General features: G+C 63.8%; 12 protein-coding genes and 1 pseudogene. 7 read left to right on the forward strand and 6 right to left on the reverse strand.

Annotation, left to right across the window (positions count from 1 at the left end; translation table 11 throughout):
- The first annotated feature begins 46 nt into the window (after nt 1-46).
- Complete coding sequence (locus tag AX756_RS08200) at nt 47-856, forward strand: LuxR C-terminal-related transcriptional regulator (RefSeq protein WP_231701010.1); 810 nt, start codon at nt 47-49, stop codon at nt 854-856.
- A 486-nt stretch (nt 857-1,342) separates the two neighbouring features.
- On the opposite strand, the gene AX756_RS08205 is transcribed toward AX756_RS08200, so the two are convergent.
- The 4 genes from AX756_RS08205 to AX756_RS08220 form a co-directional block, all read right to left on the reverse strand.
- Nucleotides 1,343-2,848, reverse strand: a complete 1,506-nt coding sequence (locus AX756_RS08205) for a tripartite tricarboxylate transporter permease (protein ID WP_068309968.1) — start codon at nt 2,846-2,848, stop codon at nt 1,343-1,345.
- Nucleotides 2,849-2,858: 10 nt separating this feature from the next.
- A complete protein-coding gene (locus AX756_RS08210) occupies nt 2,859-3,350 on the reverse strand; it encodes a tripartite tricarboxylate transporter TctB family protein (protein ID WP_068309969.1) in 492 nt (163 codons plus the stop codon).
- 61 nt (nt 3,351-3,411) lie between these two features.
- Nucleotides 3,412-4,407, reverse strand: coding sequence for a Bug family tripartite tricarboxylate transporter substrate binding protein (locus tag AX756_RS08215; protein WP_068309970.1), 996 nt, complete (start codon nt 4,405-4,407; stop codon nt 3,412-3,414).
- On the reverse strand, nt 4,407-6,035 hold the full coding sequence (locus AX756_RS08220) for a sulfatase (protein WP_082739007.1): 1,629 nt from the start codon (nt 6,033-6,035) through the stop codon (nt 4,407-4,409). Before AX756_RS08220 ends, AX756_RS08215 begins: the two co-directional genes overlap by 1 nt.
- Nucleotides 6,036-6,121: 86 nt before the next feature.
- On the opposite strand from AX756_RS08220, the gene AX756_RS08225 reads away from it, so the two are divergent.
- Entirely contained in the window at nt 6,122-7,018 is an 897-nt protein-coding gene (locus AX756_RS08225; protein ID WP_068309971.1) for a LysR family transcriptional regulator, read from the forward strand.
- Between the two features lie 267 nt (nt 7,019-7,285).
- On the opposite strand, the pseudogene AX756_RS25050 reads toward AX756_RS08225, so the two are convergent.
- Both AX756_RS25050 and AX756_RS08235 read right to left on the reverse strand, forming a co-directional pair.
- Nucleotides 7,286-8,216, reverse strand: a pseudogene (locus AX756_RS25050) (IS5 family transposase); the annotation flags it as partial.
- 255 nt (nt 8,217-8,471) lie between these two features.
- Nucleotides 8,472-8,675, reverse strand: coding sequence for a hypothetical protein (locus tag AX756_RS08235; RefSeq protein WP_068309973.1), 204 nt, complete (start codon nt 8,673-8,675; stop codon nt 8,472-8,474).
- Nucleotides 8,676-8,806: 131 nt separating this feature from the next.
- On the opposite strand from AX756_RS08235, the gene AX756_RS08240 reads away from it, so the two are divergent.
- From AX756_RS08240 to AX756_RS08260, 5 genes are all read left to right on the forward strand, one after another.
- Nucleotides 8,807-10,438: a hypothetical protein gene (locus tag AX756_RS08240; RefSeq protein WP_197431066.1), complete on the forward strand. Its 1,632-nt coding sequence runs from the start codon at nt 8,807-8,809 to the stop codon at nt 10,436-10,438.
- A gap of 24 nt (nt 10,439-10,462) precedes the next feature.
- Nucleotides 10,463-11,584, forward strand: a complete 1,122-nt coding sequence (locus AX756_RS08245; protein ID WP_068309975.1) for a phosphatase PAP2 family protein — start codon at nt 10,463-10,465, stop codon at nt 11,582-11,584.
- A 1-nt stretch (nt 11,585) separates the two neighbouring features.
- Nucleotides 11,586-13,586, forward strand: a complete 2,001-nt coding sequence (locus AX756_RS08250; RefSeq protein WP_068309976.1) for a S8/S53 family peptidase — start codon at nt 11,586-11,588, stop codon at nt 13,584-13,586.
- 508 nt (nt 13,587-14,094) lie between these two features.
- Nucleotides 14,095-15,714, forward strand: coding sequence for a hypothetical protein (locus tag AX756_RS08255; RefSeq protein WP_068309977.1), 1,620 nt, complete (start codon nt 14,095-14,097; stop codon nt 15,712-15,714).
- Between the two features lie 10 nt (nt 15,715-15,724).
- Nucleotides 15,725-17,128 carry a hypothetical protein gene (locus tag AX756_RS08260; protein ID WP_068309978.1) on the forward strand — a complete coding sequence of 468 codons (1,404 nt, stop codon included), beginning with the start codon at nt 15,725-15,727 and terminating at the stop codon, nt 17,126-17,128.
- Nucleotides 17,129-17,137: the final 9 nt, after the last annotated feature.

Consider the following 17,137-nt stretch of genomic DNA (forward strand, 5'->3'; position numbering starts at 1 on the left):
TGCCCCACGATGGATCTGGTATCGTCCCAGAAGGATTATGTGCGCATTGCCCGATGATGTTCTCAGCACCCGCGAATACGAGATTGCTCAGGCCTATGCGCAAGGCGAGACCTATCAGGCGATCGCGGCCCGGCTGAACATCGCTCCCTCTACCGTGCGCACCCATCTGGCCACGATCTATCGAAAGCTCGAGGTTTCGTCGAAGATCGCGCTTCGCGCCAGGTTGGGCGGGGAACAGCCCGATCCCGGCGTTCAGATCGACCACGCTGCGGTCATATCAGAGCTCGCGCTGAGCCTTGAGGATGCGCTCCGCCGTGAGCAGGCCCTCGGTGAGGTCTTGCGCATCATCAGCCGGTCACGCGGGGACAGCGACATGGTCATGTCCGCAATTCTCGGATTCGCGCTGGAACTCTGCGAGGCAGAGTTTGGAATTCTCTTCGACTACCGGGGTGATCGGCAGTTTGCAGCGGGCCATTCACGGGGAATCCCGGAGCCCTTTCAGGACTGGCTTGACGCGCAGGGATGTTTCCAGGTTAGCCAAAGCACGGGGCTGGGGCGCGTTGCTGCCAACCACTGCATGGTCAATATCTACGACGTTCGGGCCGAAGAGATCTTCCAGAGCGATGATCCGTTGCGCTACGCCACGGCCATTCTCGGAGGCGCCCGCTCGTTCGTCGCCATTCCCATGATGTCCGGCGACAAACTCACTGGCGCCTTCACGATCTATCGGCAAAGCGTCCGCCCGTTCAGCGAGCCGGCAACCGCCTTGGCGCAGATCTTTGCCGACCAAAGCGTCATCGCGCTCGAAAACGCTCGACTGGTCAGCGCCTTGCGAGTGAAGGCGGTCTCGACATGACAGATGATGCCTCCCCCAATGTGCTGAGTGGTGTCTGGCGTCAGCGCTGATTGGAGAGATTCAGGGGTTTGAGCGACAGAGGGTTCTGGTTCATCGAAGCCGCCATGGAGCGAAGATGGACACGAAACCCGGAACATCGAAGAATGCCGCTGACAAGCTGGTCCGAGGGACCAAGCCGTCGTGGGCGCCACAATTTGGGGCGGCGATTGCAGACGTCAGTCCTTGTCTGCCCGGAGCCCACACGCGGCCGGTCCCGGCCCGCGCATGTAGTGTTTCTCCGGCTGGTATCGGCACCGAAGCCTTTGCATCACCTGATGCAAGAGAGACGCAATGCGCATGTCGCTTTCCCTTCTTTGCTGGTCTTGTCAGCGGCAAATTGGACCGTCTACCGGGTGGTCTATGAGCCAGCCAATCTGGGCGTGACCGGCGCCTTGGTACATCAGTAACAAACCGGGTTCTGGTCCATGGCTTCTGGCGGGCCTCAACTCAAGCTTCCTTGACAGTCTCTTTGAGGGCCTTCCCTCGCAGTCCGACAAAGACCGCAAGCGCCACAAGCCCTATGCAAAGAACCAAAAGGACCATTGAGATCGGTCGGTCGGTGAAGATCCACAGGCCCTCGCGCGAGATCAGCATCGAACGGCGAAAGTTGTTCTCGACGATGGGGCCGAGGATCGTCCCGATCACCACCGGCGCCAAGGGGTAGTCGGCGGCGCGCAGCAAGATCCCGAGCAACCCGAAGCCGAACATCACCCAGAGGTCGAACACGGAAGATTGCAGCGCAAAGGTGCCAATGGCACAGAGCACGAGGATCGTGGGGATGAGCGAGGATTTCGGCAGCCGTAGCAGTCGGACGAAGACCGGCACCAGAAGGAAGCCAAGGACCAGAAGGAACAGATTGGCGAGGATGTAGACGAGGAAGATCCCGCCAACGACCTCTGGTCGGTCGGCGAAGAGGGCCGGTCCGGGAAAGAGGCCGAGGATCAACAAGGCCCCCATGAGCACGGCGGTGGTGGCATCGCCGGGAATGCCAAGCGACAGCGTCGGGATGAGCGCTCCGCCACAGGTTGCATTGTTGGCGGCTTCGGTGGCGACAACCCCGCCTTCGGCACCTTCGCCGTACCCCTCTTCGGGCTTCGCGACCGCTTTCGCGACGGCATAGGAGGTGAAAGCGCTGATGTCGCCACCGGCCCCCGGGAGGGTTCCGAAAAACGTGCCTATTGTCGACGAACGCAGAAGGTTGGGAATGTGCCCGGCGATGAGCTTCAGCGAGCGCAGGCCCGGGCGTGCCGGCTTCGGGACCTCGCCGGTGATCTTGTCCCGACCGATGAGTTGCCAGGCCATTTCCGAGACGGCGAAGAGGCCGACAACGATCGAGACGATGTGGAAACCGTTCAGCATCTGGTAGCTGTCAAAGGTGAAGCGGTAGCCCGTCGACAGCTCGTCGGTGCCGATGGTCGCGATCAGCATTCCGAGCATGCCGGCGAGCAACCCCTTGGTCGTGGCTTCGCGCGAGACAACGGCGATGGAAAGAAGGCCGAGAACCCCCAGGAGGGTAAGCTCCGGCGGGCCGAACCGTGTTGCGAAAGCGGCCAGCAACGGCGCAAAGAGAATGAGAAGAAGCCCGCCAAAGAGCCCGCCGATGGACGAAGCACAGATGGCGAGACCGAGCGCGTCGGCCGCGCGGCCTTTCTGCGCCATCGGGTAGCCGTCGAACAGTGTTGCCGCGGCAATGGGCGTTCCCGGAATACGCAGCAGAATGGCCGAAATCGCGCCCCCGCAGGAACCGCCGACGAAGACAGCGATCAACAGCCCCAGCCCCGCGAGCGGCTCGACATAGAGGGCGACAGGCAAGAGCAGAACCACTCCCATGAGCGGGCCGAGACCTGGCAGGGCGCCGATGACAAGGCCCAGAATGACCCCGAGGAAAGTCAGCAGCAGAACCTCGGGACTGGCCATGAGTATCGCGCCGCTATAGAGCATTTCACCGATCATTTTTTCGATCCTACCAAGACAGGGCGATGCCGAACTGGCCGCGCGGCAGGACGACGTCCAGCAATCCGCCAAAGACGAGCGAGAGCGCCACGGTGACGGAGAGCGGAACGGCGATCAATTGGATCGGGGCACGTTCGCCGGCGAGATACATGATCAGCGCCATGAAGAACGGTGTCGAAACCAGATACCCCAACACACCAAGCGCTTCCAGATAAGCGGCAAAGGCCAGCAGCATCGCCGCGGGCCGGGCGAGTTCGACCACGGAAATCCCGGGGCGGGATTGGCGGCGCGCTGCCCACAGCCGTGGTACAAGTGTCAGAACAAGAACGGCCGCAATGGCGATCCCCAGTGCCTCAGGGTAACTCGCCGCGTTGGAATAGGGTCCGCCCGAGGCGATCCCCTGTTCGACCATGTCGCCGCGGGTTTGCTGGAAGACCAGCGCAACGACCGCGACGAAAATGGCGGCAACGGAAAGCTCTGCATGGAGTGTTTTAAGTCGCATGGGACCCTCCGGGTGCGCGGTGACTGCGGCGTGACGGTCTTGTCACACCGCAACCATTCGATCAATTCAGGGATTTCAGCTGTTCTTCTTCCCAGGCCAGGGCATCCCCCATGGCGCGCAACTGGTCCGCAACCGGGCCGACGACCGATTGGTATTCCTCCGGAGCGAAGCCAAGAATGTTGAAGCCGAGATTGGCGATTTTCTCCTGGACTTCGGTGCGCTCCAACGCCCGGCCCATGGCTGCGGAGAGCACCTCCACGCGGTCTGCGGGCGTGTCAGGATGCACGATCCACCAGGTCCAGCCCATCGGCGCGAGGCCCGACAGGCCGAGATCGATATCGAGATCGGCAATGCTCTTTGCGTCGTGATAGGTCTTCTTGGCACCCGGCAGTTCGGACAGAACCAGAAGCACATTTGCCTGATCGCGGTTCTGCAGATAGGCAGAGGGCGTATGGAACGCGAAGTCGAGGATACCCGCATAGAGATCCTTGTGCGAATCCGGGTCCGACGGATAAGGAATGTTCTGCGCCACGACGCCGTAGGATTGCAGCACCTTTGCGATCACCATGTGCGGAAGGTTGTTGCGCGATCCGGTGGAATAGCGCAGCTCGCCCGGATTTTCCTTCCCCCAGGCCATCATGCCTTCGAAGTCGTCCCAACGGGTTTCGTCCTTGCGGCCGACAATCGAGAATGCGTTGGAAACAGCCGCGTAGAGCGGCGTGAAGTCTTCGTAGGTCCAGTCAGCCTTTCCGAGAACGGGCATCAACACCAGAGGTGCGACATAGCCATCGATCACGGTGTAACCGTCCGCAGGTTTAGCCATTGCGGTCTGAAATGCCTTGGTCCCCGCCGCTCCCGGGGTCGAAACCACGGGCATGGAAACACCGAGTTCGTCCGACATCGCCTCGGCGATGATCTGGCTCGCGGCCATGGCGCCGCCGGGTGCCCAGGGAAAGATGTTCTCTACGGTGCGTGCGGGGAAATCCTCGGCCTGCACCAGGCTCGCGGCACTTACCAGCATTGCGGCCAGCGTCGTCGTTCGGCTCCAGAGTCTCATTATGTTGTCTCCTCCATTGGTGTGTTTATTTCCGGACCCTCCACGTCCGGGGGGGTGATCTCGGCTTTCCGACCTGGCGCTACCAGACCGTAATGCGCAAAGATCTCGTTCGGCGCGTCGTGTTCTTCGAGATGCCGGGCAGCCGCGGCTTCGAGCCGACGGCATGTCGCTGGATCGTCCAGTGGGTTCTCCTGCTCCGGGTCGGTGGCCAGATCGAACAGGGGCGATTTCGCCGGGCGCCTTGCCGTTGCTTCGAACCCGGCCTCCCCGATTGGCGGCATGGCGTCGAAGCGCAACAACGGACTCCCCTTGGTGAAATCCATCGGCGGCGCCAACCGTGCGGTCTCAAGTTCCGCGAGCGAAAAGTCCCGGTCGATATGATGCGGCTCAAGTGTGTATTGGCCGAGCCCCGAAGCGGTCTCGTCCGTCGGGTAGAGGTAGTAGGTGAATCGGCCATCGGTCACGCAGATTGGCCCGGCGAACATGCCCAGGATCGCAGTCTCACGCCCGACGTCTTCGCCCTGCAACGCCGGAAGCAGCGAATGCGCCCGCACTTCCGGCGGAATCGGTGCGCCGTGCAGTTCCAGTATGGTCGGCATCAGATCGGTGGTCTGTGTGAGCCCCGAATATCGGCCGGGTTTGCACTCGGGGTGCCTGATCATCAGCGGTATGTGCGAGATCTCCTCGTAGAGAGGCATCTTGTTCTTTCCCCACCACTCGTGCTCACCCAAAAGGAAGCCATGATCGGTGGTCACGATCACGCAGGTATCATCCCATCCGTCGGTCTCGTCGAGCCAGTCCAGCAGGCGCCCGAACTGGTCGTCGCAATGCGCAACGAGCGCGGCATAGTTGGCGCGTGTCTCGGCGATTTCCGCATCCGAGCTTGTGACTTTCTCATAGACCGGCCAATCGAGGATCCTGTCCGTCTTTCCGGCCCCGGTGGACTGGCGAAAGCGCTCGGGGGCGTTGAAAGGCTCGTGCGGATCGAAGCATTCGATTTGGAGAAACCAGTCATCGCTCGCCGAATTCGTGTCCAGAAATGCCAGGGCTTCATCGAAACATTTGACAGTCGACCATGCTTCCTCGCCCTGCTCATCGAGTGTGAGATGGTTGAGTGCGCCGCGAGAGCGTCGCCATTCCGTCTCCGATACGTTGTGCCGGGTCACGTTCCGGCCTTCCGGGAGGTTCTCGAATGGGTAATGTCGCGGGTCGAACTGTTCCCGGAGAGCGTTTATCGGGGGCGTCACCACGGCCTTCAACGGATCGTATTCCTGGCCACGAATCATCTGCCAGCTGTCGAAGGCGTTCACGTATCCCGTACCCCCGACCTCCGCATAGTGGAGATGGTCCGTCACGATGTGGGTGTAGACCCCTCGGGCACTCAACTCTCGGGCAAAGGAGTTGTCGAACGGCTCCAAGGGCCCCCAGGACCTGTGCAGGAAATTCAACCGCCCCGTATGCATGTCGCGCCGAGCGGGAATGCAGGGCATCGAGCCCACATAATGCCGGTCGAAGACCAGGGCGCGTTCGGCAAAACGACTGAAATTGGGTGTTGCGAGCGCCGTGCTGCCATAGGCGCCGAGCGCGGATCGGTTGAGCGAGTCGAAAAGGACGAAAATGGTTCGCATCAGACCCTCCCTGGTCAACAGTATCTTGCCCGATCCGATTGCATTGGAAAATTGAATTTATATCGCACCATATATAGACTGAAGGAATGGATAAGCTGCTTCTCACCTTTCTGGAGATCTTCCGGACCGGTTCGCTGACGACAGCCGCATCGCGGTTGAACATCACCCAACCCTCGCTGACAAAACGCTTGCAGCAATTGGAAGACATCTACGGCACAGAGCTGTTCGAACGCGGCGTTTCAGGAGCGAGGCCCACGCCTGCAGGCCTTGCGCTCGTCGCCTACGCAGAGCGCATCGAGTCGGAGACCCACCAATCGCACGAGGCAGTCACAGCTGTACGAGAGCGCCGCATGGAAGTGTTGCGGATCGGGGCAGGTCCGCTTTTCCAACTACGGTACTTATGCGGACCATTGCTGAAGATCCGGCAGGACTTCCCCGACACGCGTATCGAACTTGTGGCAGGTCTCTACCGCGACTCGATGGCAGACCTGAGCAGCTTCCAACTCGATATCGTCTTCGGTGCACATGAAGCACACGCCTTGGCGGACCAGCTCCATTTCGTTCCGATGACCGAGGTGGAACAGGGCGTCGCTCTCCGGAAGGGCCACCCCCTTTCGGATGCCGGGCGCCTGGACGCAACGACACTCTCCGGCCTCGAATGGGTCATCTACGGTAAACGGGCGGAGGACGCTGTCCTGCTCAATGGATTCTTCAAAAGAGCCGGCATTCCAATACCAAACTACCCGCTCCTGACCAGTTCCTTCACGACCGGCCTGCAAATCGTTGCCGGAAGCGAGGCCGCCATGATGGTTCCGATCGATCTTGCCCCTGCCCTCCCAGTCTCAGGGATCACGGTTCACAAGACGTCCCCCGAAATCGCATTGATGCCGGCAGGTGGTTTCCTGCGGCGGGCAACCCTGGAATTCAAGGTCGTTGCCGCACTGCTGCGGGAAGTTCAGCATGGCATAAATCGGGAGCTGTAGTGGGTGGCACCGTCCCAAGTCTCAACTGCTCGAGAGATCGCCAATTCAGACGTTCGAATTCCGGACATTGGCAGTCTGCTTCGGTGAAGGTTTTCTGATGCGGGCCGCGGCGTGAGTTATCGGCTTGGCGCGACGTCGGCCCGCGTTGGCAAACCTCCCAGGGAGGAAGCCGCGGGGGGTTGGCGGTGTCTATGGGGAAAGAGTGTTGAGGGGCGTTGTTGCGCAATTCGTCCTGAGGCTGATCTTCCCCTTTCCCCGGTGGGCTCGCGCCTCACACACGATGTCAGCCGTTCCGAGGGCTGAGAAGCGGTTCATGAGGGCGATGCGGATGTGGATTTCGGCGGTTTGTCTTTCTGGGGCCCTTGCCATGATGCGTTCACCGAATGCCTTGAGGCATCGCATTCTGGCCTCGACACGGCTTCGGACGTTGTATCCGCTCCATCGTTTCCAGAGCGACCTGCCGAAGCGTTGTGAGGCTCTTAGTATCTCGTTACGGGCCTTGGCAGCAGGACCGTCCTCCTTCCACAACCGTCCGTTCCGGCGAACCGGTATGATCGCTTTGGCGTCTCGGGCAATGATGGCAGAGTGACATCTGCGGGTGTCGTATGCGCCATCGGCGGTCACGGTGCCGATCTGTTCGTCCTCGGGGATCTATTCCAGCAGGTCTGGCAAGACGGGGCTGTCGCCGTCTCGGCTGGGGCTGAACTCCACCGCTCGGATGTCGGATGTAGTGGTGTCCATGGCCAGATGAACCTTGCGCCATTGACTGTCTGCGACTGGTGCCGTGCTTACGAACCTGCCACTCGCCGTCGCCCAGGAACTTGATCCCTGTGCTATCCACCAACAGGTTCAACGGCCCGTCAACGCGCCGATAGGGGATCTGGACCTTCAAGGTTCTCTGGCGCCGACACAACGTGCTGAAGTCCGGCACCGGCCAATCGAGGTCAGCCATTTCCAGAAGGCTGGCAACCATACCGGAGGTCTGGCGAAGCGGCAGGCCAAACAACACCTTCACACTCAGGCAGAACTGGATCGCTGCATCGGAGAACACTTCGGGGCGACCAAGTTTGCCCGCCTTCTCGGCAAACCAGGCCATGTCTCGGTCGAACCAGACCAGCAGCGAACCCCGCATTCGAAGCGACGCGTTATAAGTAGACCAGTTCGTCGTTCGATAGCGGGGAGGCATGGGCTTCGGAATACCGCCGATCTAACCTACTGGATTCGTGAAGTGAATCCCGCTCGCTCTTTATGCAACAACGCCGCTTGAAGTATTGCTTACCGCTTAACGGGTGCCGCCTCCGAACGCACCGAGGCAATATTTCGGACTTTTGACCGTCCATTCCCGGCGCCAAGGTCACCTGGACCGGGCTGGATCCTTTTCACGGATCGGGGAGCTGCTCAAAGCGCGGGTTGCGCGGTTTTCGCGCGAGACCGCGCCGCGACGCATCCAAACCTATTCCGGTGGATCTTGCGGGACCAGGTCGTCCGGCCCGACGCGGTCGGCAAGGTCGACCAGCGCGGCAAGAATTGCCTGCTCTCGCGGAGCGAGCCGGTCCGAGGCGCGCAACGCCTCCATTTCCGGCCGCAACACGCTCCATCGCTGGAAAAAATCGAACAGGCTCTCGATAGGCGGCAATTCCTGCATGTCGTTCGTCATCGCTTTTCTTACCTCTGGCAGATCCTGAACCTAATGGGGGATTCGACAGGCCGTCGCGTGAAAAAAACGTGAAGCGCTTTGTAGCGTGGTATTTCCCGTTTAGAAAAAAGCCGTTGGTCATGGAGGACACTTTGGCGCCGAAACTCGTGATCTCCCTTTTCGGGACCTGTTCTGTCTGCCTTGAGGGCGGTGGACGTGTCGAGATTCGCGGGGCCAAGCACCGGGCACTCTTCGCGCTTCTGGCCACGGCGCCGATGGGCCGGCGTTCGCGCGCAAACCTGCAGGAAACGCTCTGGGGCGCCTCCGATTACGATAGCGGCCACCAGAACCTGCGCCGGGCGCTGTCGGACCTGCGCAAGGTCATGGGGCCGGATTTCGACACGGTGCTGCATACCACCTCCACGGATGTTCAGCTCTCGCTTGACCACACCCATTTCGTCGCCGGACAGGGGGCCTTTCTCAACGACCTGAACGTACGGGAGCCGGGTTTCGTGGCCTGGCGCGATTCGCTTCGGGCCCGACCCGACCAACTCGCGGCCCTCGGACGGGCGAGCCAGGGCGGCGCTGTCCGTCTGCGCCCGCGCATCAGCGCGCTGCCGCTGGCTGCGCCCGATGGCGACACCGCCTTGCGCGTGACCGGCGACTGGGTGGCCGAGGAGATCTGCCGTTCTCTCTCCCGCTCCACCCTGCTCACCGTGATCTCGCACCTGTCGGGCCGGGCGATGGCCCAGCGGATGATCGATATTGCCGATGTGCGCGAGACGCTCGGGGTGGATTACCTCGTGACCGGGACGATCCGGCGCTCCGGGTCGGACGTGATCTGCGATTTCGATTTCCTCGATGTCTCGACCGGCGAGATCCTGTGGAACCGCAATATCCTTGTCGCCGAAGCCGCGGCGACGATGGCGCTCCCGGAGCGGCTCGCGGACGTGCTGCAGGCCATCGGGCGCTCGGTGGCGCAGACAACGCTGCGCAACCTGCGCGGTCTGACCCTGCCCGAGATTGCCGATCATGAATTGCTGATCGCCGGCGTTGCCTCGATGCACCGTCGGGCGCTGCGCGATTTCCTCACCGCTCGGCAATACCTTGAGGAGAGCGCGGCCCGCGCGCCGCGGTCAACCGATGTGCATGCCTGGCTCGGCAAGTGGCATGTGCTGAACGTGTTCAAGGGTTATTCGACCGACCGGGGGAGCGATACCCAGCGAGCGCTCGACTGCACCGCGCGCGCACTCGATCTCGACCCCGATTCCAGCTTCGCGCTGACCATCGACGGCTTTGCCCATGCCAATATCCTCGGCGAGATCGACGAGGCGGACCGGCGCTACACCGCAGCCCTCGACCGCAACCCGAACGAAAGCCTGAGCTGGCTCTTGCGCGGCGCACTACTGGCCTTTCAGGATGACGGCACCGGCGCGGTGCAGGCGACGGACACGGCGCGGCGGCTCTCGCCCATCGACCCGTTCGGGTACTACTTCGACTCTCTGGCCAGTTCGGCCCACCTTGCGGCAGGGAGTTTCGACCGGGCGCTGGACTTCGCCGAACGCAGCCTGTCGGCCAATGACCGGCACATATCGACCCTGCGCACCAAGATCGCCGCCCTGCACAGCCTCGGCGACGGCGACGGGGCGCGGGCGACCGCGGCGGAGTTGATGCGCCGTTTTCCGACATTTCGACTGAACGAATACCGCAGCACGCACCCCTCGGCGGAACGTCGGACGGGACGGCTGGTGATCGAGGCACTGCGCGCCTCGGGGATTTCTTGAAGCACATAGGGAAAGGACAAGACAATGAGCCAATCGGGAGGATTCGGCGGTTTTGGTGGATTTGGAGGCTTCGGCGGTTTCGGCGGCTTTGGCGGATTCGGAGGGTTTGGCGGCTTCGGGGGTGGTGCGAATTTCACCGGCCTTGGCGGGTTTCTCGGGGCCGACGATACCGGTGGCTATGACGGGCTGACGACATCCGGTCTCGGAATGACGGCGGAGGCGTTGCGGCACCTGGGCGGCGACACGGAGTCACCGGTGCCGGGCGAACTGACACCGGGCGATCCGTCCAATTACGGGCGCCTCGCGGTCTGGGTGCGCGGCTCGCTCTATGTGAGCGAATACCTCAGCGGGATCGGCTGGAAATCCTGCAATGCGGGCGACGATCATACCTCTGTGCTGCAAATCGATGGTGCCGACTGGGTGACACTCCACCGCCCCTCGGCCGAGCTTCTGCGCGACCAGACCCGCCGAGTGGCCGATTACACCGCGTTGCGGGAGGAGCGCGGGGCCGAGATCCTGTCGCAACTCGGCTTCCCGACGGCCTATTTCGCCATGATCCTCGGGCTGCATTCGGCCTCCAGCAAGAAAACATTCGAGCTGATCACGGCCACGCAGGTCGCCGCCGCTCATAGCGCGATGATCGTGAAGACGGCGCTGGCCGTGCGGCGACCGGACCAGGTGGACGGGCGGCTCCTGCCGATGATCCCGACGCCGGGACATGGCTCCTTCCCCTCCGCGCATGCGACGGAAGCCTATGCGGTGCTGACCGTGCTGGAGGCGCTGGTCGAAGCCTGGGGCGGCCATGCAGACCGGGCGGGTCGGATCGCGATGCTGCGCGGGCTGGCCGAGCGGATCGCGGTCAACCGGACCGTGGCGGGGGTGCATTACCCCATCGACAGCTGGGCCGGCGCGGTGCTGGGCCGGGCGGTCGGACGGGCGGTGCTTGGCCGCTGTGGGCGCATCGCGGAGGGCGGCGCCTCGGTACTCAATGCGACGGATGTCGATTTCTTCGACCACGATCTGCGCGATCCGGCGGCATCGGCGGCGGCAGGGCTGAGCGTGGACACGCAGGCGCTCCGCTCCAACCCGATGCCGGCCTTCACCTGGCTCTGGGAGCAGGCGGCCGGCGAAAGCGAGGGCGGCTGAGATGTATGCGAAACGCGCGCCCGAGGAGCGCATCGACCGCTATGCCGGCCCCTATGAACGCTGGGTCTTCTCCGAGGAACTGGGCCGGCCCTATGCCTTTCCGGCGATCCGCCAGCCCGAGGCTCGCCACATGGCGGCGATCCTCGAAGGCGACGGGGATCCCGGCCAGATGGACGGTGCCGATATCCGCCTGCCGCCGCTCTGGCCCTCGCAGGCCGCCGGGCACGCGGTGACGCCCTTCGTCTTTCGCAATGACAGCGAGATCGACCTGTCGCCCGACCGGGCGCTGGCAAAACGGCTCGGAACGCTGGCGGCACCGGGCCTGTCGCCACGGGTGCGGCTGAACATGCCGCTCGACGCCGCGAGCTGGGTCGAGACCTACGCGCCGGAGGCCCCCGCCCCGCAGTGGCGCCGCCCAGCACGGACGCCCAAGGCGATCCTCGGGGTGATCGATGACGGGCTCCCCTTTGCGCATCGGGCTTTCCTTGGTTCCGACGGCAAGAGCCGGATCAGCCACCTCTGGCTGCAATCGGCGCGCGCGCTGGCGAGCGACCGGGTCCCGGTAGGGCGCGAGATCACCAATGGCGAGATCGACGCCCTGCGCGCCGCGCACGGGACGGATGAGCGGCGGCTCTACCGGTCGGTGGGCGCAATCGACAGCGACATGCCGGAGATCGGACGGCTGCTCGATCATCACGCCACCCATGGCGGCCACATCCTCGGGCTGGCCGGGGGCAACGGCCCACGCCTGCCGGAGCCGCTGCTTGGGGACAACATCCAGATCGTCGCGGTGCAGCTTCCCAATACCGTGGCCTGGGATACCTCCGGCTTCGGCAAGGAGATGTTCATGCTCTCGGCGCTGCATTACATCTTTGCCCGCGCCACCGAGATCGCCCGGGAGTGCGAGGCAGCCGGAGAACTGCCGCTGGTGGTGAATTTCTCCTATGGCTGGAGCGCGGGGCGCCATGACGGCCACTCGGAAATGGAGACCGCGATACAGGAGTTGCTGGACCGGCGGCGGCAGGAACAATCCTCCACGGCGGTGGTCATGCCCACCGGGAACACCTTCGACAGCGCCATGCATGCGCGCATCGCGGCGGAGGATTTCGAAGATGGGGTCGCGCGGATCGGCTGGCGGTTGCAGCCGGATGACCGCACGTCGAGCTATCTGGAGATCTGGCTGCCCGAGGGGGTGGATCCGCAGGGCTGGCAGGTGCGGCTGGTCCCGCCGCCCGGCAGCGGCCCACTCGCGGGCACCGCCATCGACATCTCCGCCGATCCCGACCTCGACCCGGTGGGCGACCCGCGCCGCTTCGTGGAGCTGGAACGGGACGGGCACAATCTCGGCCAGCTCTCGGTGGATTTCCACCGCGGCAGCCGCTGGCGCGCAGTCATCGCCATGATCCCGACCGCCGAGACGGGCACCGGGCGCCGCCTGCCCTCCGGCCTCTGGACGGTCGAGATCGATCCGGGCCAAGGCGCACCGCTCGACACGCGCGAGGCACTGTTCCTCTGGCTGCAACGCGACGATGACCCCCGCGCCCTCGGCATGGGCGGGCGCCAGAGCCAGCTGGAAGGGACTGGCGGGATGGTGCGCGGCTTCGGTTGCCTCAGCGCAATCTGCTCTGCGCCGGCTGCGACGCGGGTTGCGGGCCTGCAGGGGGGCACGGGCAAACCGGCGTCCTATTCTTCTGGCGGCGGGCTGGACAGGCTTTCGGGCGGGCCCGTCGCCTGGGGCGCCCAGCCGGATTTTGCCGCGCTCTCCGATCAGGGGCCGTCCCGGCCCGGCCTGCCCTCGCTCGGCACTGTCTCGGGCTCGGGCGCGCGACTGGTGGGAACCTCCGCCGCGTCGGCGCTGGCCACGCGCTGGATGGTCTCCAACGCCGCCTCCGGCAAGGCGCTGCAGGATGGGCTCGCCCCCCTGCCTCTGCTGCCGCCCGGCGATAAGCAGGTCTTGCGCAACGCGCGGCTTGGGCAGGGAATCGTCCCGATCACCGTCTGAGCGGAAAAACGGCCCGGCACATGACCCGCGCGCCTCTGGCGGGCGGGTTTTTCTTGCGCAGAGCCCAAAGACAAACCAGGCGGACAACGCGCCTTCAGCGCGGCTCCGTCGTCATGCAAAGACGGGGCCAGGCAGATGAAATCCAACTGCCTGGCCCCGCCAATTTGGTGATGAAATAACTGCCTTAAAAATTGCTGCCTTAAAAAGGCGTCTCGACCGACTGTGCCGCTCTCGACAATTCAACATTAACCCTTTCGCCGCCCGGGACCGGCGTGAAAAAAGGGTGAAAATCCGGCGGCGATAACGATCTGTTAATCTTCTCAGTGACTTGAGCCCCTTCTCATAGGAACCACCTGCCACCCGAGTCACGCAATGCATTGAAGTAGAACGCAATCACTTCAATTCACCCCGGTTTCACAGGCAATTCACTCACCGCAAATCTACCCGGCGCGCACCCTGACGACATTGGCCACGCTCTGAAGCGGGCAGACTGCCAGGAGATTGCGATATGAAACTCGATGATATGATGGGCTACGTCGTGGACCGGCTCTACGAAGGGCTGACCGGAGGAACGGCGGACTTGCCTCTGCCCGCGAATGTGCAGCTGAACTTTACCCAGCCGGGCATCCCCTTCCACGAAAGCTTTTTCGACTTTGCCATTGCCGGCCCCTTCGCCGGCCCCACCCCGGCCACGCTGGACGATTTCGGCAAGCTGGTCGAGACGCTCATGGGCCCCGCCCAGAACGGCGATGACGACGCCAACCGAGGCGATGCGGAGCCCAGCCCGCTGGGCATGAGCCGCGACAAGGCCGTGGAAGAGGCCAAGCGGATGTACCAGCAGCACCTGCTGGGATGCTGGGAGCAATGGTCCCGGCTGGTCGATTTCATCCCCTCGCCGAAACCGGCGGGCAATGACAATGAATGGGGCGCCAATCGCGGCGAGGGCAAGCACAAGCATGTCTCCGTCGTCTACGCCCAGAACAACCGCCGGCTCAGCCGCACCTTTGCCGATACACTGCGCATGTGCGAAGTGGCCGACGACCAGCTCACCGACGATCAGAAGAGCCTGATCGAGCGGATGCGCCGGCTGCTCTCTGTCGAGGTGGAGGTCGAGGATTTCCTGACCGGCGAGAAGAAGATGGAAACCCGCGACAGCCCGGCCATGATTGCCTATGCGACCAAGAAGCAGGCCTATGAAGACGCGGTGATCGAATATGCCACCAAGCTGAGCCTGGCCAATAACGGCACCTCCGGCGACATGATCGAGTGGCAGCAATCGGGCGGCATCTACAAGCGCCGCGCGACCGAGGCCCTGCGCGACTGGATCGCCAACGGCTACAAGAACGATATCGAACGCGCCCAGGCGATGATCTCGCATATCACCGGCCGCTCGATGGTGCTGTGGAAGGACAACCTCGTGCAGGGGCTCGACCATGTCGAGAACAACACCACCGGCGCCTATGGCTACCCGTTCTACCCGGCCTCCGTCATCCCCGGCGCCTTTGCCCGTTCGGGCGGCTGGACCCGGTTCTCCGAGCGCAACCTGAGCCGCAAGATGTCCTCCTCCAGCTCCAGCCGCTCCGGCGGTGGCAGCTTCGGCCTCTCGCTCGGCTTCGTCACCATCGGCGGCTCCGGCGGTGGCGGCAAGACGGAGCATCAGCGGGACTTCTCCTCCTCCTCCTTCGGTATGGAATTCTCCTATGCCCCGGTGGAGATCATGCGCCCCTGGTTCCACCCCGATTTCTTCTTGTCGCGCGGCTGGCGCCCTTCGGCGGGCTTCAAGCGCGAATACGACACCAACGTCCATTCCGACGGCAAGAACCCGCCCTCCGGCGCGCTGATCGGCTACCCGACCAAGGCGCTGTTCGTGAAAGACCTGGTGATCCATTCCAGCGAGGTCGTCTCCTTCATGAAAAGCCAGGAGAGCCATGTGAATGGCGGCGGCTTCGTCGGCATCGGCCCGTTCTGCATCGGCGGCCGCTACCAGCAGTCGAACCGCTCCTCCGAGAGCAATTTCGACTATGACGGCGCCTCGATCCGCATCAAGGGCATGCAGCTTGTCGGCTTCCTGTCGGCCCGCATTCCGGAATCGTCCAACCCGTCTCCCGACGTCAAGAAATGGGCTTGAGGGTGGTGTGATGGACAGTGGCGTTCACATCGGCCTGGCCGCGTGGCTCCACCACCGGTGCGACGGCGAAGGCTTCGCGGCCTGGCCCGGCGCCCCGGTGGCCCTGCGGCTCGCACGGCTCGAAGGGGCGGAGAATTCCGAGGACATGGCCCGCGTGGCCGAGTTCTCGCGGATGGTGAACTTCGTCGCCTGCCGGGGCGCGCCCGCGCGCCCCTTCGACAGCGCCGCCCCGCTTTGGGAGGTGCATTCGGACCTGCTCGGCGCGATGGAGTTTGCCGAGCGCGCCTGGACGGAGGCCGAGAATGCGGCCTTCACCGCGGCGCGGGCAATGCTTTACGGGCCTGACGGCATGACGCCGCTCTATCGGCTCTACCAGGAGTTTCGCACCGCCTACCAGGATCTGCTGACCGCTGCGTCGGGGGCGGATGTTCTCCGCGAGGCGATGATCGCCTGGGAGATCGAAGGCGGTAAGAGCGTGATCGAGGCCGCGATGGCGACGATCGAACGGTTGATGACCCGTTCAACCCTGTCCAGAGCGCAAGCCGAACGCGATGCGCTGTTGTTTCTGCCGGTCGATCCGGCGGGCGCGGGCTACGCGATGACCGGCTTCGCGCCCATCTCGGCGCTTGACGACTCCGGCTGGATTTCCGCCAGTGTCGAGCTGAACGATATCGACGGCGCGGTCAGCCGCGCGCAGCAGCGCGAAACGGCGGGCTGGCGCAACTGGCGGCAGGGCAAGACCGGCAAGCTGTGTTTCCGCTACGCGATCCTGCTGATCGACCGCGACTGGTTCACGCCGCAGCTCTATCGCGCCGAGGACTGGAACCTGCCGGGGCAAAGGCTTGTCTCCGATGGTGGTACAGAGGGCGCATTGCCGGCCTACCCCGCCCGGCTCTACGCCGTGCGCGATGTCACGCTGAAACCAGATCCGCCAAAGCCGTCCAAACCGCAGCGGCCATCGGTTGGCATGGTGTCCCGACCACCGGTCGCCACGCTCCGCCCGCTACAGGCCCGCCCGTCGGTGGCAACATTGGCAAGTCGGCCGCGCCCGGTGCTCGGCACCGCCCGGGCCAAGGGGCTCTCGGCGACCACACTGGCCAAGCCGCTCAGCGCCGCACCGGTGATCACGGCGAGCGCCCTGCGCCCGAGCCTGTCCGCGACGGCGCTCAGCCGCCCGACCGTTGCCGGAGGGCTGACGCTTTCGGCCAAGCCCGTGGCACGGCTGAAGCCTGGCACGATCGAACAGATCGGCAACCTGACGGTGCAACGCCGTCTCGCGGCGGCACGCCAGATCGTGGCGCGCGTCTCCGTCGCCGGCTCGCCGCCACCCGATCCCACGCTCTGGGCCGTCGGTTTCGGCTGCGAGAGCCTTCCCGAAGCCCCGAACCCCCATCCCGGCTACGGCTGGAATTGATCCCAAGGA

This window comes from Aliiruegeria sabulilitoris, from assembly GCF_001558155.1.
Lineage (GTDB): Bacteria > Pseudomonadota > Alphaproteobacteria > Rhodobacterales > Rhodobacteraceae > Tropicimonas > Tropicimonas sabulilitoris.

What these genes read in the sequence shown, in the direction of transcription:
- AX756_RS08255 (WP_068309977.1), top strand. Translation starts at nt 14,095, where the DNA reads ATGAAACTCGATGATATGATGGGCTACGTCGTGGACCGGCTCTACGAA.
- AX756_RS08215 (WP_068309970.1), bottom strand. Translation starts at nt 4,407, where the DNA reads ATGAGACTCTGGAGCCGAACGACGACGCTGGCCGCAATGCTGGTAAGT.
- AX756_RS08245 (WP_068309975.1), top strand. Translation starts at nt 10,463, where the DNA reads ATGAGCCAATCGGGAGGATTCGGCGGTTTTGGTGGATTTGGAGGCTTC.
- AX756_RS08225 (WP_068309971.1), top strand. Translation starts at nt 6,122, where the DNA reads ATGGATAAGCTGCTTCTCACCTTTCTGGAGATCTTCCGGACCGGTTCG.
- AX756_RS08235 (WP_068309973.1), bottom strand. Translation starts at nt 8,675, where the DNA reads ATGACGAACGACATGCAGGAATTGCCGCCTATCGAGAGCCTGTTCGAT.
- AX756_RS08220 (WP_082739007.1), bottom strand. Translation starts at nt 6,035, where the DNA reads ATGCGAACCATTTTCGTCCTTTTCGACTCGCTCAACCGATCCGCGCTC.
- AX756_RS08210 (WP_068309969.1), bottom strand. Translation starts at nt 3,350, where the DNA reads ATGCGACTTAAAACACTCCATGCAGAGCTTTCCGTTGCCGCCATTTTC.
- AX756_RS08250 (WP_068309976.1), top strand. Translation starts at nt 11,586, where the DNA reads ATGTATGCGAAACGCGCGCCCGAGGAGCGCATCGACCGCTATGCCGGC.
- AX756_RS08205 (WP_068309968.1), bottom strand. Translation starts at nt 2,848, where the DNA reads ATGATCGGTGAAATGCTCTATAGCGGCGCGATACTCATGGCCAGTCCC.
- AX756_RS08260 (WP_068309978.1), top strand. Translation starts at nt 15,725, where the DNA reads ATGGACAGTGGCGTTCACATCGGCCTGGCCGCGTGGCTCCACCACCGG.